The following is a 24,853-nucleotide window of genomic DNA, read 5'->3' on the forward strand; positions in this document are numbered from 1 at the left end:
CAATGCGCTGAAAGATACTGTGATAAACTTGGCAAAACTCCACCCTGCTCATAATCTGTTTGCCCACTCACTGGAAGCGATTACCTATGCACTTTGGCATCAACAAGAGGGACGTTAATGCCTGATTTTCTGTCATTTATTAATGAAATTCTGTGGGGTTCGGTGATGATTTACCTGCTGTTTGCGGCAGGTATCTGGTTCACTTTTCGCTGCGGTTTTATTCAGTTTCGCGCCTTTCGCCAGCTGCACAATAATTTGAAAAATAGCCTAAGCCCTCTGCCGGGAGGCCTAACGTCGTTCCAGGCGCTCTGTACCAGCCTGGCGGCCCGGGTGGGCAGCGGTAACTTAGCCGGGGTCGCGCTGGCGATCTCGGCAGGCGGCCCGGGAGCCATCTTCTGGATGTGGATGACCGCCCTCATCGGCATGGCGACCTCGTTTGCCGAGTGCTCGCTGGCCCAGTTGTATAAAGAAGCGGATAAACAGGGACAATTTCGCGGCGGCCCGGCCTGGTATATGGCCCGCGGCCTGGGCATGCGCTGGATGGGTGTGCTGTTTTCGCTCTTTTTACTCATCGCCTACGGCCTGATCTTTAATACCGTTCAGGCCCACTCTGTCTCCCACGCGCTGCGTTTCGCCTTCGACTGCCCGGAAATCGTTACCGGTAGCGTGATGGCGCTGTTCACCCTGGGGGTGATCATCACCGGTATAAAAGGCGTTGCCCGGCTGATGCAATGGATGGTGCCGGTGATGGCCCTGCTGTGGGTGGGCGCCAGTCTGCTGGTCTGCGCCTGGCATGCCGACCAGCTACCCGCCGTCTTTACGCTGATCGTAAAAAGTGCTTTTGGCTGGCACGAAGCCGCTGCGGGTGCGCTGGGCTATACCCTGAGCCAGGCCCTGACGGCTGGTTTTCAGCGCGGTATGTTTTCCAACGAAGCGGGCCTGGGGTCAACGCCGAATGCCGCCGCGGCTGCTGCCTCCTGGCCCCCTCACCCGGCCTCCCAGGGGATCGTGCAGATGATTGGCGTCTTCGTGGATACCATTATCATCTGTACTGCCAGCGCGATGATTGTGCTGCTGGCAGGCCCAGTGGACCTCCCGGCCAATACCACAGGCGTGCAGCTGATGCAGCAGGCGCTGGTCAATCTTACCGGGGACTGGGGTGCCGATTTCGCGGCTTTTATTATCGTGTTGTTCGCCTTTAGCTCCATCGTGATGAACTACATCTACGCTGAAAACAACCTGATCTTTTTGCACGCTGATGCCCACAAATCCCGCTGGCTGTTAAGGGGTGGCGCGGTGCTGATGGTGCTGCTCGGCTCCCTGTTAAGCCTGCCGATGGTCTGGCAACTGGCAGATATTATTATGGCGCTGATGGCGATCACCAACCTGACGGCAATTCTGCTCCTCTCCCCCGTGGTTACCCTGATAGCGCGGGATTATCTGCGTCAGCGAAAACTGGGGGTTCGGCCTGTGTTTGATGTCGCGCGTTACCCCGAGATTGAAGCGCAACTTGCGCCAGGCGCCTGGGATGATTTGCCGCGTCAATAACAGCCATCGATCAATACAGGCGATTTTTTTGTTAAAGTCGCCCTAAATCTCCTGCAAGGACTGGATATGCTGATTCTGATTTCACCTGCTAAAACGCTCGACTACCAGAGCGCCCTCGCCACCGAGCGTTATACCCAGCCTGAACTGCTGGATCACTCGCAACAGCTGATCCGCGAGGCACGCAAGCTTTCGGCGCCGCAAATTGCCAGCCTGATGGGGATCAGCGATAAGCTGGCGGATCTTAATGCCACTCGCTTCCACGACTGGCACCCGGACTTCACCCCGGCCAACGCCCGCCAGGCAATTCTGGCCTTCAAAGGTGATGTCTATACTGGCCTGCAGGCAGAGACCTTTAGCGAAGCGGACTTTGATTTTGCCCAGCAGCATTTACGCATGCTCTCCGGTCTGTACGGTGTGCTGCGTCCGCTGGATCTGATGCAACCTTACCGTCTGGAGATGGGGATCCGTCTGGAGAACGCGAAAGGCAAAGATCTGTATCAGTTCTGGGGCGAGACCATCACCGACACCCTGAACGATGCGCTGAAGGCGCAGGGCGACAATATCCTGATCAACCTGGCGTCGGACGAGTACTACAAATCGGTCAAACCGAAAAAGCTGAACGCGGAGATCGTCAAGCCGGTGTTCCTCGATGAGAAGAACGGCAAGTTTAAGGTCATCAGCTTCTACGCCAAAAAAGCGCGCGGGCTGATGAGCCGTTACATCATTGAAAACCGCCTGACGCAGCCAGAGCAGCTGACCGCATTCAACAGCGACGGCTATTTCTTTGACGAAGAAGCGTCAGGGAAAGGTGAACTGGTGTTTAAGCGCCACGAGCAGTAATGCAAAACCCCGCCAGCTGGCGGGGTGAGTTTAATGGTGTTTCCAGTCCGGTCCCGGACGGTGATCGTCATGACGATCGTGATGGCGATTATCATGATGCTCGCCATGCGGATGCCAGCGATTGTCACGCCACTCGTAATGAGACTTCCACCAGTCATGGTCGCGCCAGCGGCCGCCATCCCAGTAGTGTCCCTGCCTGTCCTGATCGCCGATGTGCAGTTTAACCGCCGGTAACAGCGTGATTTCAGAGGCCTGAGCCGCCATCGGAGCCACCAGCATCAGCGAAAGTGCAATAAGCACAGGTTTCAGTGTAGACATAGGTTACTCCTTATTGATCTTGCCCGTTATGAGCCGATGTGAGGAGATTACGTGAGGGGTAGGAAGGATGTTATTCTCTGCAATCCTATTCTGTAAGTTACCGCATTTATTGGGAATTTCTGCTTTTTCCCTGCTATTTTTCTCCTTAATTTCTCCATAAAAAAAGCCGGGTGGCGATGGCGCGCACCCGCGCTGGATTTTTGCCGGGTGGCGGCTTCGCCTTACCCGGCCTACAAATGCTTTGCGTAGGCCCGGTCAGCGTAGCGCAACCGGGCAATCAGGCTTATCCGCGCGTCATCATCAACTTACGCAGCGCCGCAAAATCAGCCGGGAGGTTGTGCGACAGCAGCGGCAGATCGGCACGCTCGGCCAGCTCTTTCGGCAGCGGCAGCGACTCACCGAGGATCGCGTCCACGCTTTCTTTAAACTTCGCCGGATGGGCCGTGCCGAGGAACAGGCCGTACTCGCCCGGGTTCAGTTGATCGCGCAGGGCGCGATACGCCACCGCCGCGTGCGGCTCGGAGGTGTAGCCCACCTGCTTCAGCTCGCGCATGGTCTCTTTGGTGGTGTCGTCAGTCACCGCAGCATAACCCAGCTCATTGAGACGCCAGATTTTACGGCGGAACAGCTCTTCCACACGCGGCCAGTTGTTAGGCTGGGACACATCCATCGCGTTGGACAGAGTGGCCTGCGTGGTGTTTGGCGTCCACTTGCCCTCTTTCAGGAAACGCGGCACCGTGTCGTTGGCGTTGGTGGCGGCGATAAAGCGTTTCACCGGCAGGCCGAGAGACTTCGCCAGCAGGCCCGCAGTCAGGTCGCCAAAGTTGCCGCTCGGCACTGAGATCACCAGCTGGTTACGCGCTTCCTGCGGCAGCTGAGCGACCGCTTCGAAGTAGTAACAAATCTGCGCCAGCAGGCGGCTAATGTTGATGGAGTTCGCGGAGTTCAGACCCAGCGCGACCTTCAGCTCTTCGTCGTCGAAGGCCTGCTTAACCAGCGCCTGACAGGCATCGAAATCGCCGTCGATGGCGACAGTCTCAATGTTGCCCCCGAGGGTACAGAACAGTTTTTCCTGCAGCGGGCTGATTTTGCCCTGCGGATAGAGGATCACCACGCGCACGTTTTTCAGGCCATAGAAGGCATGCGCAACCGCCGCGCCGGTATCGCCGGACGTCGCGGTCAGAATGGTGACCGGCTTATCGCCGCTGATGTGAGTCAGCATCTGCGCCATAAAGCGGCCGCCGAAGTCTTTAAATGCCAGCGTCGGGCCATGGAATAGCTCCAGGCAACCGACGTCAGGCTCCACCTGGCTTACCGGTGCCGGGAAAGCAAAGGCAGCGCGGACGCGCTCTTCCAGCAGTTCCTGCGGGATCTCATCCCCGATAAAGGCAGAGAGAATTTTGGTGCTACGGGTGACGAAATCCTGTTTCAGCATCTCGTCGATTTCGGTCAGACCAAATTCTGGCAGGTCGTGCGGGAAGAACAGCCCCTGGTTTTTGCCGAGGCCCTGTGTGACGGCCTGTGCAAAGCTCACCTGCTCGTTATGATCTTTAAGATTGTAGAGTTTCATCGTTTATCCCAGTACTCGTGCGCCGGCCGTATCCAGACGGCAAATATGAACAAAGCCTTCCTGATTTTGCAGGTAATTTTTTCCCAGCCACTCAGCGACCCGCTGTGCCGTATCCGGCTTGTCGCACAGGGCAAACAGCGTCGGACCCGAACCGGAAATGCCGCAGGCCAGGGCGCCGATATCCAGCGCCGCACTGCGCGCTTCGTTGAAGCCCGGCAGCAGTTTGGTGCGGTATGGTTCGGCAATAACATCTTTCATCAGTTTTGCAGCCAGAGCTGGCTGGCGGGTGTAACAGGCGTGAATAAAGCCCGCCAGATGACGACCGTGTGCAATGCAGTCCTGACGACGGTACTGCGCTGGCAGAATGGCGCGCGCTTCCGCGGTGGACACTTTGATGCCCGGATAGGCCAGCACCCACAACCACTCGTCAAAGCCTGGCACCTGCTGGCTAATGATGCCGTTCTCTTCGATCATCAGCTGCATGCCGCCCAGGAAACAGGGGGCGACGTTATCGTAATGAATACTGCCGGAGATGCGCCCTTCCAGCTCACCCATCAGGGCCAGCAGGCGGGTATTATTCAGCGGCTTGCCGCAGTGTTCGTTCATCGCCACCAGCGCGGCCACGACCGAACAGGCGCTCGACCCCAGCCCGGAGCCGATCGGCATACTCTTTTCCAGGGTCATTGCGACCGGCACGTTTTTACCGATCTCCTGACAGAAACGCTCCCAGCACTGATAAACGATATTCTCACGCGGATCGGTCGGCAGCTTGCTGGCGAAACGCCCGACGTTGCTTAGGCTAAAACTGTCTGCGGCCTCTACCGTGACCGTATCCCCCAGCGATGAACCATCCACCGGCGTCACCGCCGCACCCAGCACATCAAACCCGACGCTCATATTGGCGCTGGAAGCCGGGGCATAAACTTTGACCATGTTAAACTCCTAACTTCCATGACAGGGTACGCAGCAGATCGGCAAAGACGCCCGCCGCCGTCACATCGTTTCCTGCGCCATAGCCGCGAAGGACCAACGGCAGTGGCTGATAATAGTGGCTGTAAAACGCGAGGGCGTTTTCGCCATTTTTCACTTTGTACAGCGGATCGTTACCGTCTACTGCCGCCATCTTCACCCGGCAAACGCCGTCTTCTTCGATGTTGCCAACATAGCGCAATACCTTCCCTTCATCACGGGCTTTTGCAACGCGCGCGGCGAAGGCATCGTCCAGCTGCGGCAGCCTGGACATAAAGGTCGCCACATCGCCGGAGTCATCAAAACTTTCCGGCAGAACCGGTTCGATCACGATATCCGACAGCTCCAGCTCACGTCCCGTTTCACGGGCAAGGATCAGCAGCTTGCGCGCCACGTCGGTGCCCGAAAGGTCATCACGCGGATCTGGCTCGGTGTAGCCCAGTTCGCGCGCCACTTTGGTCGCTTCCGACAGGCTCATGCCTTCGTCGAGTTTGCCGAAGATAAAGGAGAGCGAGCCGGACAGGATCCCGGAGAAACGTTGCAGTTCATCACCGGCATTGAGCAGGTTTTGCAGATTTTCGATAACCGGCAGCCCTGCGCCAACGTTGGTGTCGTAGAGGAACTTACGGCGGGATTTCGCCGCTGCGTGGCGCATCTGATGGTAGTAATCCATCGACGACGTGTTGGCCTTTTTATTCGGCGTCACCACGTGGAAGCCTTCGCGCAGGAAGTCTGCGTACTGATCGGCCACCGCCTGGTGCGAAGTACAGTCAACAATCACCGGGTTCAGCAAGTGGTACTCTTTCACCAGACGGATCAGGCGGCCCAGATTAAACGGCTCTTTTGCTTCTGCCAGCTCTGACTGCCAGTTCTCCAGGTTCAGCCCGTGGACGTTGGTCAGCAGCGCTTTGGAGTTTGCGATACCGCAGACACGCAGATCGATATGCTTTTTCTTGAGCCACTCCTGTTGACGCTTAAGCTGCTCCAGTAATGCACCACCCACACCGCCCACGCCAATCAGGAACACTTCAATCACCTGATCGGTGTTGAACAGCATCTGATGGGTCACGCGCACGCCAGTAGTGGCATCGTCGTTATTCACCACCACTGAGATGGAACGCTCGGAAGACCCCTGGGCAATGGCAACAATATTGATGTTTGCCCGCGCCAGCGCGGCAAAGAATTTCGCGGAGATACCGCGCAGAGTGCGCATGCCATCACCGACGACAGAGATAATCGCCAGATGCTCCTGGATGGCCATCGGCTCCAGCAATTCTTCTTTCAGCTCGAGGTAGAACTCCTCTTCCAGCGCCCGGCGGGCGCGCAGGCAGTCCACCTGCGGTACGCAGAAGCTGATGCTGTATTCGGAAGAGGACTGGGTGATCAGCACCACCGAGATGCCGTTGCGCGACATGGCCGCGAACACGCGTGCCGCCATGCCCACCATGCCTTTCATCCCCGGACCAGAGACGTTGAACATCGCCATGTTGTTGAGGTTAGAGATACCTTTAACCGGCAGGCCATCGTCGTCGTTGCTGGCCCCAATCAGCGTGCCTGGCGCCTGTGGATTGCCGGTGTTTTTAATCAGGCATGGGATCTGGAACTGGGCGATAGGGGCAATGGTACGCGGGTGAAGCACTTTGGCGCCGAAGTAGGAAAGCTCCATCGCCTCCTGATACGACATCGACTTCAGCAGGCGGGCATCCGGCACCTGACGCGGGTCACAGGTATACACACCGTCCACGTCAGTCCAGATCTCGCAACAGTCGGCACGCAAACAGGCGGCCAGTACGGCGGCAGAGTAGTCAGAGCCGTTACGGCCCAGCACCACCAGCTCCCCTTTTTCATTCCCGGCGGTGAAACCCGCCATCAGGATCATATGATCAGCAGGGATTTTGCTTGCGGCAATGCGGCGGGTAGATTCGGCAATATCTACGGTGGATTCGAGGTAATGACCAACAGCGAGCAGTTTTTCGACAGGATCGATCACCGTGACGTTATGGCCACGGGCTTCCAGCAGACCCGCCATAATGGCGATGGAGAGTTTTTCACCGCGGCAGATCAGTGCCGCGTTAATGCTGTCCGGGCACTGCCCCAACAGACTGATACCATGCAAAACGTGTTTAATCTGGGCAAATTCTTGCTCAACAAAAGCCTTCAACTGAGCATGCGGAAAGCCGGGTTGGGCGTCCGCCAGGCCCTGCAGCAGGTTAGCGAAGATCTGCTCTGCGTCGCTGATGTTCACCAGTGCATCCTGCCCCCCGATGGTTTTTTCAATCATTGCCACCAGATGGTTGGTAATTTTAGCCGGGGCAGAGAGTACCGTCGCCACCTGCCCCTGCCTGGCATTGCTCTCCAGGATGTCGGCAACACGCAGAAATCGTTCTGCATTTGCCACTGATGTACCGCCGAACTTCAACACTCGCATGGTTGTTACCTCGTGATCTTTAGCCGAAAAAAAAGCCCGCACTGTTCAGGTGCGGGCTTTTTTCTTTCTTTCCTGTACGCGTCAGCCCGCACCGTTACCTGTGGTAATGATGATGGTTGTGGTAATGGTGGTGATGCTGATGCGTTTCATGGATGTTGTGTACTCTGTCATTATTATCTGTCTGTGCTGTCTACCTCTATTGGTTAAAGCATACGTGCCGCTAAGTCAACGAATTTCTCATTTAAGCGGCTTTCCCGGCCCTGTGACGTCTTGCTGCCTGAGATTTTATTTCTTCCCGGATCGGGCCGTATGCAACCTCTATTCTGGAATATTTAACCATAATAAAAATTTATGACAGACGTTTACTCTGCCAGCTTTTTTTCGATATCGTGCAGTAATCGGTGCAACATCGCCGTGTCTCGCTGAGCTAACAGACCCAGCCGCTGCTGTAACCACTCCGCCATTTTTTGATCGTCAGCGACATTCAACGCGGTCAGCAGACGATCGGTGCGCGCACGTAAAGCGGCAAGCTGGTTTTCATCAACTTCCGCCACCGGGGCAACCGGCATTTGCATCAGAGAGGCTAATTGATAGCAATACACCATGACCGCCTGGCCTAAATTCAGCGACGGGTAATCCGCCACCATCGGCACGCCAGTCAATACATCTGCCAGGGCGAGTTCATCGTTAGTCAGGCCGGAATCTTCGCGGCCAAATACCAGCGCCATCTTCGGCAACCACTGACTTTTCTCAGCCATTAGCGGCACCAGTTCCGCTGGCGTGGCGTAGTAATGGAATTTCGAACGACCGCGTGCAGTGGTCGCCACCGTAAAAGAAATGTCGTGCAGCGCGTCCGCGAGTGTTTCGTAAGTGGTTAAATTATCAAGAATATCTCCCGATCCATGGGCCACACGCCGCGCCGCCGGATCGTTATGTGCGTCACTGGCAACGATACGTAAATCAGTAAACCCCATGGTCTTCATGGCACGTGCGGCGGCACCGATGTTTTCTGCTCTTGCGGGGGATACCAGTACAATTGACAAATGCATTTATGCTCTCTTTTTAGGCAGTTAGCCGCAAATAATGTGATGGACATCATCATATTACGCAGCGCGAATTTACAAAATTGCAACACAAATCACCGAAATCGTGTTTCAGTACAAATTAAAATTACTAAACTATTTCATGCAGGAACTTTACGCGATAATGTTAAAGAATAGCACTTATCCCTATGTTTAATAATGATAATGCTTTCTTATGTTGGTTATTGACATTGGATTCACCCTGTTTATTAATCAATGAACGCAACTGGTTGGTTTATTGAAAAAATGTGACAAAAGCTAGCAATCCGCTACGATGATTTCATCAAACTGTTAACGTGCTACAATTGAATTTGATATATGTCAACGAAGCGTAGTTTTATTGGGTGTCCGGTGCCTCTTAACCTGTTATGTTGCTGTTAAAATGGTTAGGATGACAGCCGTTTTTGACACTGTCGGGTCCAGAGGGAAAGTACCCACGACCAAGCTAATGATGTTGTTGACGTTGATGGAAAGTGCATCAAGAACGCAATTACGTACTTTAGTCACGTTACGCCGGTCATGTTAATTTATGGCATGTATCAGGCAGGTCAGGGACTTTTGTACTTCCTGTTTCGATTTAGTTGGCAATTTAGGTAGCAAACATGCAGACCCCGCACATTCTTATCGTTGAAGACGAGTTGGTAACACGCAACACGTTAAAGAGCATTTTCGAAGCAGAAGGCTACGATGTCTTTGAAGCGACCGATGGCGCAGAGATGCATCAGATCCTTTCTGAAAATGATATCAACCTGGTCATCATGGACATTAACCTGCCGGGTAAAAACGGCCTTCTGCTGGCGCGCGAGCTGCGTGAGCAGGCGAACGTTGCGTTAATGTTCCTGACTGGCCGCGACAATGAAGTTGATAAAATTCTTGGCCTGGAAATCGGTGCGGATGACTATATCACCAAACCGTTTAACCCACGCGAGTTAACCATTCGTGCACGCAATCTGCTGTCCCGTACCATGAACCTGGGCACCGTCAGCGAAGAGCGTCGTAGCGTAGATAGCTACAAATTCAACGGCTGGGAACTTGATATTAATAGCCGTTCACTGGTAAGCCCCCAGGGCGACCAGTACAAACTGCCGCGCAGTGAATTCCGCGCCATGCTGCACTTCTGCGAAAACCCGGGCAAGATCCAGTCCCGTGCAGAACTGCTGAAAAAAATGACCGGCCGTGAGCTGAAGCCGCACGACCGTACCGTTGACGTAACCATCCGTCGTATTCGTAAACACTTCGAATCCACACCGGACACCCCAGAAATCATCGCCACCATCCACGGTGAAGGCTATCGTTTCTGCGGCGACCTGCAGGAGTAATCCTCACGTCAGCAATTAAAAACGGCGCATTTGCGCCGTTTTTTTTATGCCTTTTTAATGCCACGGCATAATCGGTACGGCGCTGAGCGCATTCTTTGGCGACCCTTCCACCACCTTATCCGAATAGGCCAGGTACGCCAGCGCGTTACGCTTCGCATCATAGAAACGCACGACCTGAAGTTTTTTGAACACCAGCGAGGTGCGCTTCTGGAATACCACTTCGCCCTGCGACTTGCCGTTTTTGATCTTATCGCTCAATTCAACCGGCCCCACCTGCTGGCAGGAAATGGCCGCATCGGAGGTGTCTTCCGCCAGCCCCAGCCCGCCTTTAATCCCGCCGGTTTTCGCCCGGCTGATATAGCAGGTCACGTTTTTCACATCGGGATCGTCAAAAGCTTCAACAACGATTTTATGGTCAGGCCCGAAAACCTTAAATACGGTATCAACGGAACCAATTTCTTCTGCCTGCGCCGCATTACCGGCTAAAACCAGCAGCGTTGTGAGGATCAATGTCTTGTATTTCATATTGTTACCATATTTAAATATTACACTGAGTCATTATTCAACAATCATGTGAAAAGCGTAGCAAGATCACAGGATTAGAATATATTCCGGCGCAATGCCGGGCAAAGCGCATTTAAGCGCAAAAAAAACACTGAATGCTAAAACATCAAAAAATGCTATTATCCGCTAACCTGTTTAGCAGGGTCTCTGCTGTATTAAGGATGAGGATAGTATATGGATCAGGCTGGAATTATTCGCGATCTTCTTACCTGGCTGGAAGGCCATCTGGACCAGCCTTTGTCACTCGACAACGTGGCGGCAAAAGCGGGATATTCTAAGTGGCATTTACAACGGATGTTCAAGGATGTCACCGGTCATGCCATCGGCGCCTATATCCGCGCGCGTCGTCTTTCCAAATCCGCTGTGGCGCTTCGCCTGACTGCGCGTCCGATTCTGGATATCGCATTACAGTATCGCTTTGATTCGCAGCAGACCTTTACCCGTGCGTTTAAAAAACAGTTCTCATTGACCCCTGCGCTCTATCGCCGCTCGCCAGACTGGAGTTCGTTCGGGATGCGCCCGCCGCTGCGTCTGGGCGAATTCGAGATGCCGAAGCACGAGATGGTTACCCTGCCGGAAACACATCTGGTCGGCACCACCCAAAGTTACTCCTGCTCGCTGGAGCAGATCTCCGAATTCCGTCACCAGATGCGTGTCCAGTTCTGGCGTGATTTCCTCAGCCACGCACCGGCTATTCCGCCGTTGCTGTATGGCCTGAACGAGACGCGTCCAAGTCTGGAAAAAGATGACGAGCAGGAGGTCTTCTACACCACGGCATTAACGCCTGAGATGGCCAACGGCTATATCCAGGGTTCGAAGCCGGTGGTGGTCGAAGGCGGCGAATACGTGATGTTCACCTATGAAGGGCTGGGCACCGGGGTACAGGATTTTATCATGACGGTATACGGTACCTGCATGCCGATGCTGAACCTGAACCGCAGAAAGGGGCAGGATATTGAGCGTTACTATCCGTCAACGGATGTTAAACCGGACGAACGCCCAATTGATTTGCGCTGCGAATACCTGATTCCCGTACGCCGTTAACGCTGTAGCTCATCTAATGCAGGGGCATCGAGATGCGAAATGTCCCCTGCCATCTCCACTATCCAGCCTGATGCCAGCCACGGACTCTGCTGATAATCAATGCGGGAAAGCGAGCAGTTGCGCAGACGCAGGCGACGCTCAGCCCATGCTGGCAGCCCGAGAATGGTACTGACCAGGCAACCTAACGCCATACCATGACTCACCAACAGCGGTCGACTCCCCTCGGGCAGATCCAGACAGGCCGCCAGCGCCGCGTGCATACGCTCGCTCAACTCCAGCATAGATTCGCCTTCCGGGATACGGCCCGCTTCTGTGCCATTAACCAGCGTGCGACGCCATGCTTCTTCTTCTTCGGTCAGGGTATCGATAAGACGCTTTTCCAGCACCCCCATATCCAGCTCGCGCAGGCGGGCGTCCACAGTGACATCGCAGCCGCAGGCCTGGGCGATAATCTCTGCTGTGCGTCGCGTACGACCTAAATCGCTGGCGATGATATGGGTGATGCCCAGCGTTCTGGCGCGTTCGCCAACCTGACGGGCCTGTTCCTCGCCCTTGGCAGTAAGTGGACTGTCTGACTGGCCTTGAATACGTCGCTCGGCGTTCCACTGCGTTTCACCGTGGCGAACAAGGTATACCTGTAACATACTTTTTTTCCGTTATACTGCGATGATATTTTTAGAGTTAGGCTTAATTATGCACCAGGTTATCTCTGCTACCACTAATCCTGCCAAAATTCAGGCAATTCTAAGGGCATTTGACGAGATTTACGGCGAAGGATCCTGCCACATTGAGTCCGTCAACGTCGAGAGCGGCGTCCCGGAACAGCCATTCGGCAGCGAAGAAACACGGGCTGGCGCCCGCAACCGCGTGGCTAACGCCCGTGCAGCCCGTCCTGACGCGGATTTTTGGGTGGCGATTGAAGCGGGAATTGACGAAGGCGCAACTTTTAGCTGGGTGGTTATCGAGAGCCGCGAACAGCGCGGCGAAGCGCGTTCTGCCACCCTGCCACTGCCGGAGGTCATTCTGGATAAAGTGCGCGAAGGCGAAGCCCTCGGCCCGGTGATGTCACACTACACGGGCATTGATGAGATTGGCCGTAAAGAGGGGGCGATTGGGGTCTTTACCGCCGGGGCGCTGACGCGTTCAAGCGTTTACCACCAGGCGGTGATTCTGGCGTTAAGTCCGTTTCATAACGCCATTTACCGCTAATTGCCGGATGGCGGCTTCGCCTTATGCAGCCTGAGGTAAACACTGTCAGTTGCAGGCCTGATGAGCGCAGCGCCATCAGGCGTTTTTCAACAGGATATTTTCAAGCCACTGGCGCAGTTCAACCGGCGCTGATTTCAGGCTGTTCGATCCGCGAGTGATGGTGGCGATCCCCGCCCCCAGCTCGCTTTTCAGCTCGCGCTGGCTCATCTCGCCGCGCAGCAACTCCTCGATAATCCGCACCCGCGTGCCCAGCGCCTCGCGCTCGTCGGGCGTGAGCATCAGCTGCAGCAGCGGCAAATGCAGATCCTGTTCATAAGACTGGCGAAGCAGCTCCACAAAACGAAGCCACTCCTGATGCCGTTGTTCGGCCATAGCCGATGAATAAGGGGAATGCTGGGTCATGTTATGCCGCCTGTCGTACTCTTAAACGAGTACAAGCATAACATAACCCACACCGATCAGTAACGTCGCTGCCACTCACTGTCGCTCATCAGGGCATCTTTCTCTCCCATGAAATAGCGATAGTAAGCATCATACGCCAGCACGTTCTTCACATAGCCGCGTGTTTCCGAGAACGGAATGCTCTCAACAAAGGCCACGGCATCAATGCGTCCGGCGCTGTTGCCAAGCCAGGTACGCACGCGACCCGGGCCAGCGTTGTAGGCCGCCGAAGCGAAGATACGGTTATCCCCGAACTGGTTGTAGACACTCTGCAGATAGGTGGTGCCGATGTTGATGTTGGTCTCGGGATCCAGAAGCTGCGACGGACTGCTGTAGCCTGGAATATTAAACTTCTTCACCGTATGGGCGGCCGTGGCAGGCATCACCTGCATCAGACCGCTGGCCCCCACCGGCGAGCGCACTTTCGGGTTCCAGGCGCTCTCCTGACGGGCAATCGCCATCGCGTAGCTCTGCGGAATGTCTTTCCCGCTGGTGTAGCGTTCAAACAGATCCTTATAGGCCAGCGGGAAACGCTCTTCAAGATGATCCCACAGCTTGCCGGCGATCGTCGCCTGCACGCTCAGATCCCACCAGCGGTTATCGAAGGCGTAGCGCGCCAGCTGCGCTTTCTCTTCCACGGTACGGCTGGTCACCAGATTCGCCCATTCACTGCGGGCCGTGTTATCCAGATTCCAGTACATCAACTCACGCACCCGGGCCATCTCCGGCCCATTCACCAGCGCCGCGTTGACGCCAGCCGGCGCTTTATCAATCTTGAGATTGTACTCTTCGCCCAGCCGCTGGGCCGCGGCCATCGGATAGAATCCGCGCTGCTGCATCAAGGTATGCAGAATGGTTTTCGCTTCGTCATCGCGGCCTCGCTCCAGCAGGAGATCGGCCTGCCAGTAGCGCCATTCATCCTTCTCTTTGGCCTCCATCGGCAGGCGCGCCAGCCAGGTGTTCAGGCCGCGGCGATCGCCGTTGCCCAGCGCCATACGCACGCGGCGCTCTACCAGCGAGGTAGACTGCGAGCGCATGATCGCGTCGTCGCGCCAGCGGGCCTGTTCGTCGGTGAGGTCATTGCCCATCAGTCGCCACGCCACGATATCGCGCAACTCCTGAGTCTGATCGTCATTCAACTGCTGTGCCTGGGCAAGGGAGGGGATCATCAACCGCGCGTTTTCCACGTCATCCCGTGCCACGCTGGTAAAGGCCACCGCCGCCATCTGACGCGTAAAATCGGTAGCGCCGGTATTGCGGGCAAAGTCCATCACCGTCTTCGGATCGTTCGCCAGCTGGATCAGGGCGCTGGAGATGGTCTGGTACTCCGGCGGCATCTGCCCGGCGAGGGTGGTCACCAGACGGGTATTACCCGCTTTCATCGCCAGACGGATGCGCTCAAGATAGGCCAGTGGATCCTGCTTGCCGGACGCGCGCCAGGCGCCAAACAGCGAGTCGCAGGCGTTCGGCTGGCTTTTCCCGGTAAGCCACAATGCTTTGGCACCGTCCCAGGCTTCCTCTTGCTGACCGGTCGCCCACTTCGCGTAGTAGTAGTTACACTGCGCTTCGGTGGTGCCAGGCTTCTCCGGGCTAAAGGCCAGCAGGCCGCGCCAGTCTTCGCGACGCGCCAGTTCGTTCACAAAACGCGACTGCAACGTGCGCGCAGGCGGCAACGTCGGGTTGGCCTGAATAAAGTTTTTGACGGTGATCGTCGGTTGGTTCATCAGATCGTCAGTCAGCTGACGGTATTCCAGATAGGGATACAGCGGATAGTTTTTAAGCGTCGGCATCAGGGCCTGCACCGTCTCCATCTGTCGCTGATCCCACGCCTGTTTGATCTGGGCATAACGGTTACGTTGTTCATCCAGTGAATCGGCTCGCGCTGCGCTGCTGATGGTCAGCACACATACGCTGGCAGCCAGTACTCGCCAGGCCACCTGTTTGGCTTTTACCACACGCTCGTCCTCTGTTAATCGTCGTTAAATGCAGCGTCTTGCCGCGCAAAAGCGTCTTTAACTTATGCTAACCAGGCATCGCTTAACGCGCCACGTCATGGACACATTTTTACCTTTCTTGCGCGCTTTAACACTCCCGGCGTCGATGGCTGGGATTAGAGAGGGAAAAAGGCTACACTTCGCCACTATTCTCATCACGATAAAAGAGGCGAAGTCCAACGTGGCTCAATTCGTTTATACCATGCATCGTGTCGGCAAAGTGGTCCCGCCGAAACGTCATATTCTTAAAAATATCTCGCTGAGCTTTTTCCCGGGCGCAAAAATTGGTGTGCTGGGTCTCAACGGTGCCGGTAAGTCCACCTTGCTGCGCATCATGGCGGGCATCGATACAGACATCGAAGGTGAAGCCCGTCCGCAGCCTGGCCTGAAAATCGGTTACCTGCCGCAGGAACCGAAGCTGAACCCGGAACACACTGTTCGCGAATCCGTTGAAGAAGCCGTTTCTGAAGTGGTTAACGCGCTGAAAGGCCTGGACGAGGTCTACGCGAAGTACGCCGAGCCGGATGCCGACTTCGACAAGCTCGCCGCCCAGCAAGGCAAATTTGAAGAGATCATCCAGGCACATGACGGTCACAACCTGAACGTGCAGCTGGAGCGCGCGGCCGATGCCCTGCGTCTGCCAGACTGGGATGCAAAAATTGAAAAACTGTCCGGTGGTGAACGCCGCCGCGTCGCGCTGTGCCGTCTGCTGCTGGAAAAACCAGACATGCTGCTGCTCGACGAACCAACGAACCACCTGGATGCGGAATCCGTAGCCTGGCTGGAACGCTTCCTGCACGACTTCGAAGGTACCGTTGTGGCGATCACCCACGACCGTTACTTCCTCGATAACGTTGCCGGTTGGATCCTGGAGCTGGACCGCGGTGAAGGTATTCCGTGGGAAGGTAACTACTCCTCCTGGCTGGAGCAGAAAGATCAACGTCTGGCGCAGGAAGCTTCTCAGGAAGCGGCGCGTCGTAAGTCGATTGAGAAAGAGCTGGAGTGGGTTCGTCAGGGCGCGAAAGGCCGTCAGTCTAAGGGTAAAGCCCGTCTGGCACGCTTCGAAGAGCTGAACAACGCCGAATACCAGAAACGTAACGAAACCAACGAACTGTTCATTCCGCCTGGAGCACGTCTGGGTGACAAAGTGGTGGAAGTCAGCAACCTGCGTAAGTCTTACGGCGACCGCGTGCTGATCGACGATCTGAGCTTCTCGGTACCGAAAGGCGCGATCGTGGGCATCATCGGCCCGAACGGCGCGGGTAAATCAACCCTGTTCCGTATGATGTCCGGTCAGGAAGCCCCTGACAGTGGCACCATCACCCTGGGTGAGACCGTGAAGCTGGCCTCCGTTGACCAGTTCCGTGACGCCATGGATAACAGCAAAACCGTCTGGGAAGAAGTGTCCGGCGGGCAGGATATCATGCGTATCGGCAACACCGAGATGCCAAGCCGCGCTTATGTAGGCCGCTTTAACTTCAAAGGTGTTGATCAGGGTAAACGTGTGGGCGAGCTGTCCGGTGGTGAGCGTGGCCGTCTACACCTGGCCAAACTGCTGCAGGTTGGCGGTAACGTCTTGCTGCTCGATGAACCAACCAACGACCTGGACATCGAAACCCTGCGTGCGCTGGAAAACGCCATGCTGGAGTTCCCGGGCTGCGCGATGGTTATCTCGCACGACCGTTGGTTCCTTGACCGTATCGCGACCCACATTCTGGACTACCAGGATGAAGGTAAAGTGGAGTTCTTCGAAGGTAACTTCACCGAATACGAAGAGTACAAGAAACGCACGCTGGGCGCCGACGCGCTGGAGCCGAAGCGTATCAAGTACAAGCGTATCTCGAAATAAAAGCAAAACGGCAACCTACAGGTTGCCGTTTTTTTATGCCTGCCCCTCCCCTTGTGGAAGAGGATTGCTGTAAGGGGGTTACCCCTTCTCCCCCATCATCTCTTTCACCAGCTCCACGCAACGCAAGAAACGGCCGTCATAATCTGCCTCTTCCACATGCACAAAGTCGATATTGTTCGCTTCCAGCATCTCCAACAGCATGGTCTGGAACTCTTTCCGGTCCACCGAGCTGCCCAGGCTGCGCATCCCATCCGCTACCCACGGCGTGTTGTTCTCCAGCAGGATCACCAGGTCAAAGCGGTATTCGTCGATCAGGGCCTGCACAAACGGGTGCTCGCGCCCTTCGTACTTCTTACAAAACGCCTGAGTAGTGACGAAATCGGTGTCAATGAACGCCACTTTATTAGCGTATTTAACCGCAAAATCAATGTATTGCGCATGGCCCAGCGCGATTTTATCGTAGTCGGAATACTGCAACGCCATCTCATCCCCGCCGAGGTGTGAGAAGACATAATCCCGGCCATACTCCCAGGCGCTGGTGGTGTTAAAGATGTTCGCCAGCTTGTTGACCAGCGTGGATTTACCGCTGGACTCCCCGCCGAGGATCGCCACGGTGCGCACAAAGAACGGCTTCACTTCGGTGGGAATGTACTCCCAATAGCGGAACGGGTTTTCGCGGATCTGCGCTCCGCTGATGTTCATAAAGGTGCGTTTGGGGTCAATCAGCACCGTCTCCGTTCCCAGGTGTTCCGGGTATTGCGAGGCATCGGACTCTTCAGAGGTATAGATCCAGTTAGGCTGAATCCCTTTCTCTTCCATAAAGGCTTTTATGCCATTGCTCCACACGTCCCAGCCGTGGGGATACGGCTCCATGCCCTCTTCGTTAAAGGCATGAATACGAATGTTTTTCTGGTATTTAAAGGTTTGCAGCAACCAGCGCAGGCGATCGGATACGGTAGGTTGCTGGGACATGGCGCTGGCTTCGAACAGCTCGCGGTCGCGCTTATCATCGTAGCCCATGATGATATGCAGTTCGTCCACCTGGCTACAGGCGCGCTGGATGAGGTAGACATGCCCGGTATGCAGCGGATAAAACTTGCCGAACACCACGCCGATGTTCTTTTGCATGCGCGGAAATTCAAGCCCCAAAAAGCGATGCAGCGCTTCCAGCTTCTGCGCGCTGGGGCTTTTGATTTTGGCATTCAGCAGTTGGCTTAAATAGCCTTTGGTCATACCGCTGGCTTCCGCCACCTGCTGCAAGGTGCAGCCCTTTTGGCGGATAGCGGTCTTGATATAGTCAAATGACGACATAAATTACGGTGCCTCCTGCAACATCGAAGAGGTAATTATAAGTCGTCAAAGACGTTTAACGCATCTGCGAGTTTTTTCACCCCGAAGACCTGCATCCCTTCCGGTAATTTTTTGGGCACGTTCGCGGCAGGCACAATCGCCCGGCGGAAGCCGTGTTTTGCCGCCTCGGAGATACGCTCCTGGCCGCTCGGCACCGGACGGATCTCCCCTGCCAGCCCGACTTCGCCAAAGACCACCAGATCCTGCGGTAGTGGACGGTCGCGCAGGCTGGAGACCATCGCCAGCAGCAGGGCCAGGTCGGCACTGGTTTCGGTGACTTTTACCCCACCGACCACGTTCACAAACACATCCTGATCGGCCATCTGCAGGCCGCCATGGCGGTGCAGCACCGCCAGCAAAATCGCCAGACGGTTTTGTTCCAGGCCCACCGCAACGCGACGCGGGTTGCCCATCATCGAATGATCGACCAGCGCCTGAATCTCCACCAGCAGCGGGCGCGTCCCTTCCCAGACCACCATCACCGAGCTACCGGAGGTGACTTCATCACCACGGCTTAAGAAGATGGCCGACGGGTTACTGACTTCACGCAGCCCCTGCTCGGTCATGGCAAACACGCCCAGCTCATTCACCGCACCGAAGCGGTTTTTATGGCTGCGCAGAGTACGGAAACGGGTATCGGCATCGCCATCCAGCATCACCGAGCAGTCGATACAGTGTTCAAGCACCTTCGGACCGGCCAGGGCGCCATCTTTGGTGACATGGCCGACCATAATGATCGCCACGCCGCGGGTTTTGGCGAAGCGCGTCAGGTAGGCCGCGGTCTCACGCACCTGGGCGACGCTGCCCGGCGAGGACTGCACATCGGCCATGTGCATCACCTGGATGGAGTCGATCACCATCAGCTTCGGCTGCTCTTCCTCAGCAATCATGCAGATCTGCTCGATGCTGGTCTCGGAGAGCATATTCAGATCGTTGGTGGGCAAAGAGAGCCGGTGCGCGCGCATCGCCACCTGCTGTAATGACTCTTCACCGGTGACGTACAGGGTTTTCATCTGCGACGCGAGCTTACACAGGGTTTGCAGCAGCAGGGTTGATTTCCCCGCGCCCGGGCTACCCCCAATCAGAATGGCGCTCCCCGGCACGACGCCGCCGCCCAGCACCCGGTCAAACTCTTTAAACCCGGTGGAGAAGCGCGGCAGGGCTTCCAGGCTGATGTCGGAGAGCTTCTGAACCTTCGATACACCCGCGTTGCCCGCATAACCGCTGAGACGCTCGTTACGGGCAACGGTTGGCGAAGCGGCAACCCCGCGCACTTCGGTGATGGTATTCCAGGCATGGCAGGCACTGCACTGCCCCTGCCAGCGCGGATAATCCGCACCACATTCATTACAGACAAATGCGCGTTTTGGAGCTTTCGCCACGTTTTACCTCTTTATTTCTGGTTCACGCTGCCGGAGAGAATGCAGAACACCCCCATCAGGTCAGCATGACGGATAATCACTTCCGTCTTTTCATTCACGGTCGGTTTAGCATGGTAAGCAATGCCAAGCCCGGCCACTTTAATCATCGGCAGGTCGTTCGCGCCGTCGCCAATCGCCACCGTCTGGGCAACCGGGATATCATACTTTTCCGCCAGACGGGTCAGGGTGCTGGCTTTAAACTGGGCATCGACAATCTGGCCCACTACGTTTCCGGTCAGCTTACCGTCAAGGATCTCCAGTTCGTTGGCGACCACGGCATCCAGACGCAGCTTGTCGCGCAGATACTCGGCAAAGAAGGTGAACCCGCCGGAGGCGATCGCCACTTTCCAGCCCAGCGTCTCCAGCTTCAGTACCAGCTGCACCAGACCAGGCATCAGCGGCAGCTTTTCGCGGACCTGGAGCAGAATATTGGCGTCGGCATCCTTCAGGGTCGCCACGCGCTGTTTCAGGCTGGCGGTGAAGTCCAGTTCGCCGCGCATCGCGCGCTCGGTTACTTCGGCCACCATCTCTCCGGTGCCGGCCAGTTTGGCGATCTCGTCGATGCACTCGATCTGAATGGCGGTGGAGTCCATGTCCATTACCAGCAGCCCCGGGGTTTTCAGATGCGAGATTTTACCGAGCGGAGCCACATCCAGCCCGGCGTCGTGCGCCAGACGGGTGGCGCGCGGGGTCAGAGAACCGGCCAGACGAATGACCTTGTAATCTTCCACGCACCAGGCGGCGACGATCACCATCGCGGCACCCAGCTTGCTCTGATATTGGGTTAACTGTTGTTTATCCAGGCCGCGGCCATACAGCAGCCAGCCGCTACGACCAGCATGGTAGTCCAGCGGCATTACCTCATCGCCACTTAATGAGAGCGGCAATCCTGGCCATAAAGAGACATCATTGGGCAGGTCGCACCAGGTAATGTTTGGCATTAAAGCTCCTGTAAAATCGTTCGCGCCGGGAATCATCCAGGGGGTGAAAATAACGCATGAGGCTACCTTGTAACCATCACTTCTGGCAACATTAACCCCGAAAATTTTCAGCAGGTGGAATATGGCTCGTGCAAAACTAAAATTCCGGCTTCATCGAGCCGTGATTGTCCTCTCCTGTCTGGCCCTGTTAGTGGCGCTGATGCAGGGCGCATCCTGGTTCAGCCAGAATCATCAACGACAGCGTAACCCACAGCTTGAAGAGCTGGCGCACACGCTGGCGCGACAGGTGTCGCTTAACGTCGCCCCTCTGATGCGTACCGAAACGCCAGATGAAAAGCGCATTGGGCAGGTGCTACGTCTGCTGACCGACGAGAGCCGCATTCTGGATGCCAGCGTGTATGACAACGAAGGCGCGCTGATCGCCCGGGCGGGAGAGCATGTTGAGGTGCGCGACAGGCTGGCGCTGGATGGTAAAAAAGCCGGCGGCTACTTCAACCAGCAGCTGGTGGAGCCGATTCAGGGCAAAAATGGCCCTCTCGGCTACCTGCGTCTTACCCTTGACACCCATACCTTAGCCACTGAGGCCAAGCAGGTGGATAACACCACCAATATCCTGCGCCTGATGCTGCTGCTGTCGCTGGCGATTGGCGTGGTGCTGACCCGCACATTGTTACAGGGCAAACGCACCCGCTGGCAGCAGTCGCCATTCCTGCTCACCGCCAGCAAGTCGGTACCCGAAGAGGAAGAGAGCGAGAAGAAGGAATAGTATTAAAGTAACCAAACGATTCAGAAAAGGAACTTTGCTATGACGACATTACGCCTGCTTATCTCTGACTCTTACGATCCCTGGTTTAATCTCGCCGTAGAAGAGTGCATCTTCCGCCAGATGCCCGCCACGCAGCGGGTGCTGTTCCTGTGGCGCAACGCCGATACGGTGGTCATTGGCCGGGCGCAAAACCCGTGGAAAGAGTGCAACACGCGCCGCATGGAAGAGGACAACGTGCGCCTGGCGCGTCGTAGCAGCGGCGGCGGCGCGGTGTTCCACGATCTCGGGAATACCTGCTTTACCTTTATGGCCGGCAAGCCGGAGTACGACAAAACCATCTCCACCAACATCGTGCTGAGCGCATTACAGGCGCTGGGCGCGACCGCGGAAGCGTCCGGGCGCAACGATCTGGTGGTCAAGACCGCCGAGGGCGATCGTAAGGTCTCGGGATCGGCCTATCGTGAAACCATGGACCGCGGTTTTCACCACGGCACCCTGCTGCTGAATGCCGATCTCAGCCGCCTGGCAAACTACCTCAATCCCGACCAGAAAAAGCTGCAGGCCAAAGGGATCACCTCGGTGCGTGGCCGGGTTGCGAATCTGGTGGATCTGCTGCCCGGCGTGACTCACGAACAGATCTGCGACGCGATCCGTGAGGCCTTTTTCGCCCATTATGGCGAGCGCGTAGAGGCTGAAGTAATCTCCCCGGATAAGACGCCGGATCTGCCAAACTTTGCCGAGACCTTTGCCCGCCAGAGCAGCTGGGAGTGGAACTTCGGCCAGGCCCCTGCCTTCTCGCACCTGCTGGATGAGCGGTTTACCTGGGGCGGCGTGGAGCTGCACTTCGACGTCGAGAAGGGCCACATCTCGCGCACGCAGGTCTTTACCGATAGCCTGAACCCGGCGCCGTTAGAGGCTCTCGCAGCGCGTTTGCAGGGCTGTTTGTATCGGGCAGATATGCTGCAGCAGGCGTGTGACGCCCTGATTGGCGATTTCCCGGAGCAGGAGAGAGAGTTGCGGGAGCTGTCGGCGTGGATTGCGCGGGCGGTACGGTAACGAACGGCCTTGCTTCCTCCCTCCCCCAAAGGGAGAGGGAGGAGGAGATAATTACTCTTTATCGCCCAGCAGAACGGATTCCAGCGCGATTTTGATCATGTCGTTGAAGGTGGTCTGACGTTCAGCGGCAGTGGTCTGCTCGTGAGTACGGATATGGTCAGACACGGTGCAGATGGTCAGAGCTTTCGCGCCGAACTCTGCTGCCACGCCGTAGATACCTGCCGCTTCCATTTCCACGCCCAGGATGCCGTACTTCTCCATCACGTCGAACATTTCGCCGTCCGGGGAGTAGAACAGGTCAGCAGAGAAGATGTTGCCCACGCGCGCGTCAACGCCCAGGTTTTTCGCCGCGTCTACCGCGTTACGCACCATGTCGAAGTCTGCGATGGCGGCAAAGTCGTGATCCTTAAAGCGAATACGGTTCACTTTGGAATCGGTGCAAGCACCCATGCCGATAACGATATCGCGCAGCTTAACGTCCATGCGCACCGCGCCACAGGAGCCAACACGGATGATTTTCTTCACGCCAAAATCGGTGATCAGCTCTTTGGTGTAGATGGAGCAGGATGGGATACCCATGCCGTGACCCATTACGGAAATTTTGCGGCCTTTGTACGTACCGGTGAAGCCCAGCATGCCGCGAACGTTGTTCACTTCACGCACGTCTTCGAGGAAAGTTTCAGCGATATGCTTCGCGCGCAGCGGGTCGCCCGGCATCAAAACGACGTCAGCGAAATCACCCATCTCTGCATTAATGTGAGGAGTTGCCATCTTCAGTTCCTTTTACATTGTTGTTTTTGCCGGGTGGCGACTGCGCCTTACCCGGCCTACATGCTGTTCTCCCTCTCCCTGTGGCAGAGGGCTGGGGTGAGGGCATCAGGCCGCCCCCACCGTGACATCAGAACATAGCCTTGCCATATTCCATGTCGGACGTACCAAAGTATTTCGCAATGGTCTGGCCGATGTCCGCGAAGGTTTCACGGTGCCCCAGCGAGCCTGGTTTGACTTTCGGGCCGTACACCAGCACTGGAATGTGCTCGCGAGTGTGGTCGGTACCGGTCCAGGTCGGGTCGCAGCCGTGGTCGGCGGTCAGGATCAGAATGTCATCTTCCCCCACCAGCTCCATCAGCTCCGGCAGACGGCGGTCGAACAGTTCCAGACCCGCAGCATAGCCTGCGACGTCACGACGGTGGCCCCAGGAGGAGTCGAAATCAACGAAGTTGGTAAAGACGATCGTCTTGTCGCCCGCTTCTTTCATCTCTTTCACGGTCGCGTCGAACAGCGCGTCCAGACCGGTGGCTTTCACTTTTTTGGTGATACCGCAGTTGGCATAGATATCCGCGATTTTACCGACGGAGACCACCTGGCCATCTTTCTCATCAACCAGTTTTTGCAGCACGGTAGGTGCTGGCGGCTCCACAGCCAGGTCGTGACGGTTGCCGGTACGCTGGAAGTTACCCGGCTTGTCGCCAACAAACGGACGCGCGATCACGCGGCCAATGTTGTAGCCACCTTCGGTCAGCTCTTCACGGGCGATTTCGCACAGCTCGTACAGGCGATCCAGGCCAAAGGTCTCTTCATGGCAGGCAATCTGGAACACGGAGTCAGCGGAGGTATAGAAAATCGGTTTGCCGGTTTTCATGTGCTCTTCGCCAAGCTGGTCCAGAATCACGGTCCCGGAAGAGTGGCAGTTGCCGAGATAGCCCGGCAGGTTAGCGCGCTCAACCAGCTTATCCAGCAACTCCTGCGGGAAGCTGTTCTCGTGATCGGAGAAATAGCCCCAGTCGAACAGAACCGGTACACCAGCGATTTCCCAGTGACCTGACGGGGTGTCTTTCCCGGAAGAAAGCTCGTGCGCCCAGGCGTATGCGCCCACCACTTCCGCGTTACCATCCATACCCGCGGCAACGTGGCCGGTAGAGCCTTCGTGGGCTTTTACCAGACCCAGGCGGGTCAGGTTTGGCAGATTCAGCGGGCCTTGACGCCCGTTGTTTGCTTCGCCTTTAGCACAGGCTTCAGCGATGTGACCCATGGTATCTGCACCGGTGTCACCAAAGCGATCTGCATCTTCTGTAGCGCCGATGCCGAAAGAGTCCAGCACCATAATAAATGCACGTTTCATATGTTCTCCGTACTCAGTGCTT

Annotated in this window: 24 protein-coding genes and 1 other annotated feature; of the genes, 8 read left to right on the plus strand and 16 right to left on the minus strand. The window is 56.2% G+C overall.

The features are described 5' to 3' along the window. Positions 1-117 precede the first annotated feature (117 nt). A complete protein-coding gene (locus C3F35_RS08390; RefSeq protein ID WP_103792709.1) occupies positions 118-1,548 on the plus strand; it encodes an alanine/glycine:cation symporter family protein in 1,431 nt (476 codons plus the stop codon). Positions 1,549-1,614: 66 nt separating this feature from the next. Then, a complete protein-coding gene (gene yaaA, locus C3F35_RS08395) occupies positions 1,615-2,388 on the plus strand; it encodes a peroxide stress protein YaaA (RefSeq protein ID WP_103792708.1) in 774 nt (257 codons plus the stop codon). A 30-nt stretch (positions 2,389-2,418) separates the two neighbouring features. Here yaaA and C3F35_RS08400 read toward each other — a convergent pair whose 3' ends face one another. The 7 genes from C3F35_RS08400 to yjjY all read right to left on the minus strand — a co-directional run bounded on the left by C3F35_RS08400 (position 2,419) and on the right by yjjY (position 9,262). Further along, complete coding sequence (locus C3F35_RS08400) at positions 2,419-2,706, minus strand: DUF2502 domain-containing protein (protein ID WP_032616432.1); 288 nt, start codon at positions 2,704-2,706, stop codon at positions 2,419-2,421. 283 nt (positions 2,707-2,989) lie between these two features. Continuing rightward, positions 2,990-4,276, minus strand: a complete 1,287-nt coding sequence (gene thrC / locus C3F35_RS08405; protein ID WP_032616431.1) for a threonine synthase — start codon at positions 4,274-4,276, stop codon at positions 2,990-2,992. A 3-nt stretch (positions 4,277-4,279) separates the two neighbouring features. Then, positions 4,280-5,209 carry a homoserine kinase gene (gene thrB, locus C3F35_RS08410; protein WP_077227122.1) on the minus strand — a complete coding sequence of 310 codons (930 nt, stop codon included), beginning with the start codon at positions 5,207-5,209 and terminating at the stop codon, positions 4,280-4,282. A gap of 1 nt (position 5,210) precedes the next feature. Further along, positions 5,211-7,673, minus strand: coding sequence for a bifunctional aspartate kinase/homoserine dehydrogenase I (gene thrA / locus C3F35_RS08415; RefSeq protein WP_032616429.1), 2,463 nt, complete (start codon positions 7,671-7,673; stop codon positions 5,211-5,213). A gap of 25 nt (positions 7,674-7,698) precedes the next feature. Beyond that, positions 7,699-7,816 (minus strand) — a sequence feature (Thr leader region). Continuing rightward, positions 7,755-7,823, minus strand: a complete 69-nt coding sequence (thrL, locus tag C3F35_RS08420) for a thr operon leader peptide (RefSeq protein ID WP_103181027.1) — start codon at positions 7,821-7,823, stop codon at positions 7,755-7,757. (Overlaps the previous feature by 62 nt.) Before the next feature lie 212 nt (positions 7,824-8,035). After that, entirely contained in the window at positions 8,036-8,722 is a 687-nt protein-coding gene (locus tag C3F35_RS08425) for a tRNA/rRNA methyltransferase (protein WP_059308764.1), read from the minus strand. Positions 8,723-9,121: 399 nt separating this feature from the next. Further along, positions 9,122-9,262: a protein YjjY gene (yjjY, locus tag C3F35_RS08430; protein WP_001541509.1), complete on the minus strand. Its 141-nt coding sequence runs from the start codon at positions 9,260-9,262 to the stop codon at positions 9,122-9,124. 95 nt (positions 9,263-9,357) lie between these two features. Between yjjY and arcA the strand changes: the two genes are divergently transcribed. Then, the gene (gene arcA / locus C3F35_RS08435) at positions 9,358-10,074 is read left to right on the plus strand and encodes a two-component system response regulator ArcA (RefSeq protein WP_032616427.1); all 717 of its coding nucleotides are present in this window, start codon (positions 9,358-9,360) and stop codon (positions 10,072-10,074) included. Positions 10,075-10,128: 54 nt separating this feature from the next. On the opposite strand, the gene creA is transcribed toward arcA, so the two are convergent. Then, positions 10,129-10,599 carry a protein CreA gene (creA, locus tag C3F35_RS08440; RefSeq protein ID WP_103792707.1) on the minus strand — a complete coding sequence of 157 codons (471 nt, stop codon included), beginning with the start codon at positions 10,597-10,599 and terminating at the stop codon, positions 10,129-10,131. Between the two features lie 213 nt (positions 10,600-10,812). Here creA and robA point away from each other — a divergent pair, with 213 nt between their 5' ends. Further along, a complete protein-coding gene (gene robA / locus C3F35_RS08445; RefSeq protein ID WP_032616425.1) occupies positions 10,813-11,682 on the plus strand; it encodes an MDR efflux pump AcrAB transcriptional activator RobA in 870 nt (289 codons plus the stop codon). Here robA and gpmB read toward each other — a convergent pair. Next, complete coding sequence (gene gpmB, locus C3F35_RS08450) at positions 11,679-12,326, minus strand: 2,3-diphosphoglycerate-dependent phosphoglycerate mutase GpmB (protein ID WP_032616424.1); 648 nt, start codon at positions 12,324-12,326, stop codon at positions 11,679-11,681. The two genes, robA and gpmB, sit on opposite strands and share 4 nt — an antisense overlap. Before the next feature lie 49 nt (positions 12,327-12,375). Between gpmB and yjjX the strand changes: the two genes are divergently transcribed. Beyond that, on the plus strand, positions 12,376-12,891 hold the full coding sequence (gene yjjX, locus C3F35_RS08455; RefSeq protein WP_032616510.1) for an inosine/xanthosine triphosphatase: 516 nt from the start codon (positions 12,376-12,378) through the stop codon (positions 12,889-12,891). A gap of 75 nt (positions 12,892-12,966) precedes the next feature. Here yjjX and trpR read toward each other — a convergent pair whose 3' ends face one another. Both trpR and sltY read right to left on the minus strand, forming a co-directional pair. Then, entirely contained in the window at positions 12,967-13,293 is a 327-nt protein-coding gene (gene trpR, locus C3F35_RS08460; protein WP_032616423.1) for a trp operon repressor, read from the minus strand. 56 nt (positions 13,294-13,349) lie between these two features. Further along, positions 13,350-15,287, minus strand: coding sequence for a murein transglycosylase (gene sltY, locus C3F35_RS08465; RefSeq protein WP_032616422.1), 1,938 nt, complete (start codon positions 15,285-15,287; stop codon positions 13,350-13,352). 220 nt (positions 15,288-15,507) lie between these two features. Between sltY and ettA the strand changes: the two genes are divergently transcribed. Further along, positions 15,508-17,175 carry an energy-dependent translational throttle protein EttA gene (ettA, locus tag C3F35_RS08475; RefSeq protein ID WP_032616421.1) on the plus strand — a complete coding sequence of 556 codons (1,668 nt, stop codon included), beginning with the start codon at positions 15,508-15,510 and terminating at the stop codon, positions 17,173-17,175. A gap of 78 nt (positions 17,176-17,253) precedes the next feature. On the opposite strand, the gene nadR is transcribed toward ettA, so the two are convergent. From nadR to serB, 3 genes are read right to left on the minus strand one after another with little or no spacing between them, the layout of a single operon-like run. Further along, positions 17,254-18,486 (minus strand): multifunctional transcriptional regulator/nicotinamide-nucleotide adenylyltransferase/ribosylnicotinamide kinase NadR, encoded by a 1,233-nt coding sequence (nadR, locus tag C3F35_RS08480; RefSeq protein ID WP_103792706.1) that lies wholly within the window; start codon positions 18,484-18,486, stop codon positions 17,254-17,256. A gap of 35 nt (positions 18,487-18,521) precedes the next feature. Further along, positions 18,522-19,907 carry a DNA repair protein RadA gene (radA, locus tag C3F35_RS08485; protein WP_032616418.1) on the minus strand — a complete coding sequence of 462 codons (1,386 nt, stop codon included), beginning with the start codon at positions 19,905-19,907 and terminating at the stop codon, positions 18,522-18,524. Positions 19,908-19,918: 11 nt separating this feature from the next. Beyond that, a complete protein-coding gene (gene serB, locus C3F35_RS08490) occupies positions 19,919-20,887 on the minus strand; it encodes a phosphoserine phosphatase (RefSeq protein WP_103792705.1) in 969 nt (322 codons plus the stop codon). A 121-nt stretch (positions 20,888-21,008) separates the two neighbouring features. Between serB and C3F35_RS08495 the strand changes: the two genes are divergently transcribed. After that, the gene (locus C3F35_RS08495; protein WP_032616416.1) at positions 21,009-21,653 is read left to right on the plus strand and encodes a YtjB family periplasmic protein; all 645 of its coding nucleotides are present in this window, start codon (positions 21,009-21,011) and stop codon (positions 21,651-21,653) included. A gap of 39 nt (positions 21,654-21,692) precedes the next feature. Then, a complete protein-coding gene (lplA, locus tag C3F35_RS08500) occupies positions 21,693-22,709 on the plus strand; it encodes a lipoate--protein ligase LplA (RefSeq protein WP_103792704.1) in 1,017 nt (338 codons plus the stop codon). A 51-nt stretch (positions 22,710-22,760) separates the two neighbouring features. Here lplA and deoD read toward each other — a convergent pair whose 3' ends face one another. Both deoD and deoB read right to left on the minus strand, forming a co-directional pair. Then, a complete protein-coding gene (gene deoD / locus C3F35_RS08505) occupies positions 22,761-23,480 on the minus strand; it encodes a purine-nucleoside phosphorylase (RefSeq protein ID WP_006174049.1) in 720 nt (239 codons plus the stop codon). A gap of 127 nt (positions 23,481-23,607) precedes the next feature. Then, entirely contained in the window at positions 23,608-24,831 is a 1,224-nt protein-coding gene (deoB, locus tag C3F35_RS08510) for a phosphopentomutase (RefSeq protein ID WP_059308768.1), read from the minus strand. Between the last annotated feature and the right edge of the window lie 22 nt (positions 24,832-24,853).

Origin of the sequence: Leclercia sp. LSNIH3, assembly GCF_002935105.1 — a bacterium.
Taxonomy (GTDB): Bacteria; Pseudomonadota; Gammaproteobacteria; order Enterobacterales; family Enterobacteriaceae; genus Enterobacter; species Enterobacter adecarboxylatus.

Coding starts and splice junctions, on each gene's coding strand:
- C3F35_RS08390 (WP_103792709.1), top strand. CDS start 118: ATGCCTGATTTTCTGTCATTTATTAATGAAATTCTGTGGGGTTCGGTG.
- yaaA (WP_103792708.1), top strand. CDS start 1,615: ATGCTGATTCTGATTTCACCTGCTAAAACGCTCGACTACCAGAGCGCC.
- C3F35_RS08400 (WP_032616432.1), bottom strand. CDS start 2,706: ATGTCTACACTGAAACCTGTGCTTATTGCACTTTCGCTGATGCTGGTG.
- thrC (WP_032616431.1), bottom strand. CDS start 4,276: ATGAAACTCTACAATCTTAAAGATCATAACGAGCAGGTGAGCTTTGCA.
- thrB (WP_077227122.1), bottom strand. CDS start 5,209: ATGGTCAAAGTTTATGCCCCGGCTTCCAGCGCCAATATGAGCGTCGGG.
- thrA (WP_032616429.1), bottom strand. CDS start 7,673: ATGCGAGTGTTGAAGTTCGGCGGTACATCAGTGGCAAATGCAGAACGA.
- C3F35_RS08425 (WP_059308764.1), bottom strand. CDS start 8,722: ATGCATTTGTCAATTGTACTGGTATCCCCCGCAAGAGCAGAAAACATC.
- arcA (WP_032616427.1), top strand. CDS start 9,358: ATGCAGACCCCGCACATTCTTATCGTTGAAGACGAGTTGGTAACACGC.
- creA (WP_103792707.1), bottom strand. CDS start 10,599: ATGAAATACAAGACATTGATCCTCACAACGCTGCTGGTTTTAGCCGGT.
- robA (WP_032616425.1), top strand. CDS start 10,813: ATGGATCAGGCTGGAATTATTCGCGATCTTCTTACCTGGCTGGAAGGC.
- gpmB (WP_032616424.1), bottom strand. CDS start 12,326: ATGTTACAGGTATACCTTGTTCGCCACGGTGAAACGCAGTGGAACGCC.
- yjjX (WP_032616510.1), top strand. CDS start 12,376: ATGCACCAGGTTATCTCTGCTACCACTAATCCTGCCAAAATTCAGGCA.
- trpR (WP_032616423.1), bottom strand. CDS start 13,293: ATGACCCAGCATTCCCCTTATTCATCGGCTATGGCCGAACAACGGCAT.
- nadR (WP_103792706.1), bottom strand. CDS start 18,486: ATGTCGTCATTTGACTATATCAAGACCGCTATCCGCCAAAAGGGCTGC.
- serB (WP_103792705.1), bottom strand. CDS start 20,887: ATGCCAAACATTACCTGGTGCGACCTGCCCAATGATGTCTCTTTATGG.
- C3F35_RS08495 (WP_032616416.1), top strand. CDS start 21,009: ATGGCTCGTGCAAAACTAAAATTCCGGCTTCATCGAGCCGTGATTGTC.
- lplA (WP_103792704.1), top strand. CDS start 21,693: ATGACGACATTACGCCTGCTTATCTCTGACTCTTACGATCCCTGGTTT.
- deoD (WP_006174049.1), bottom strand. CDS start 23,480: ATGGCAACTCCTCACATTAATGCAGAGATGGGTGATTTCGCTGACGTC.
- deoB (WP_059308768.1), bottom strand. CDS start 24,831: ATGAAACGTGCATTTATTATGGTGCTGGACTCTTTCGGCATCGGCGCT.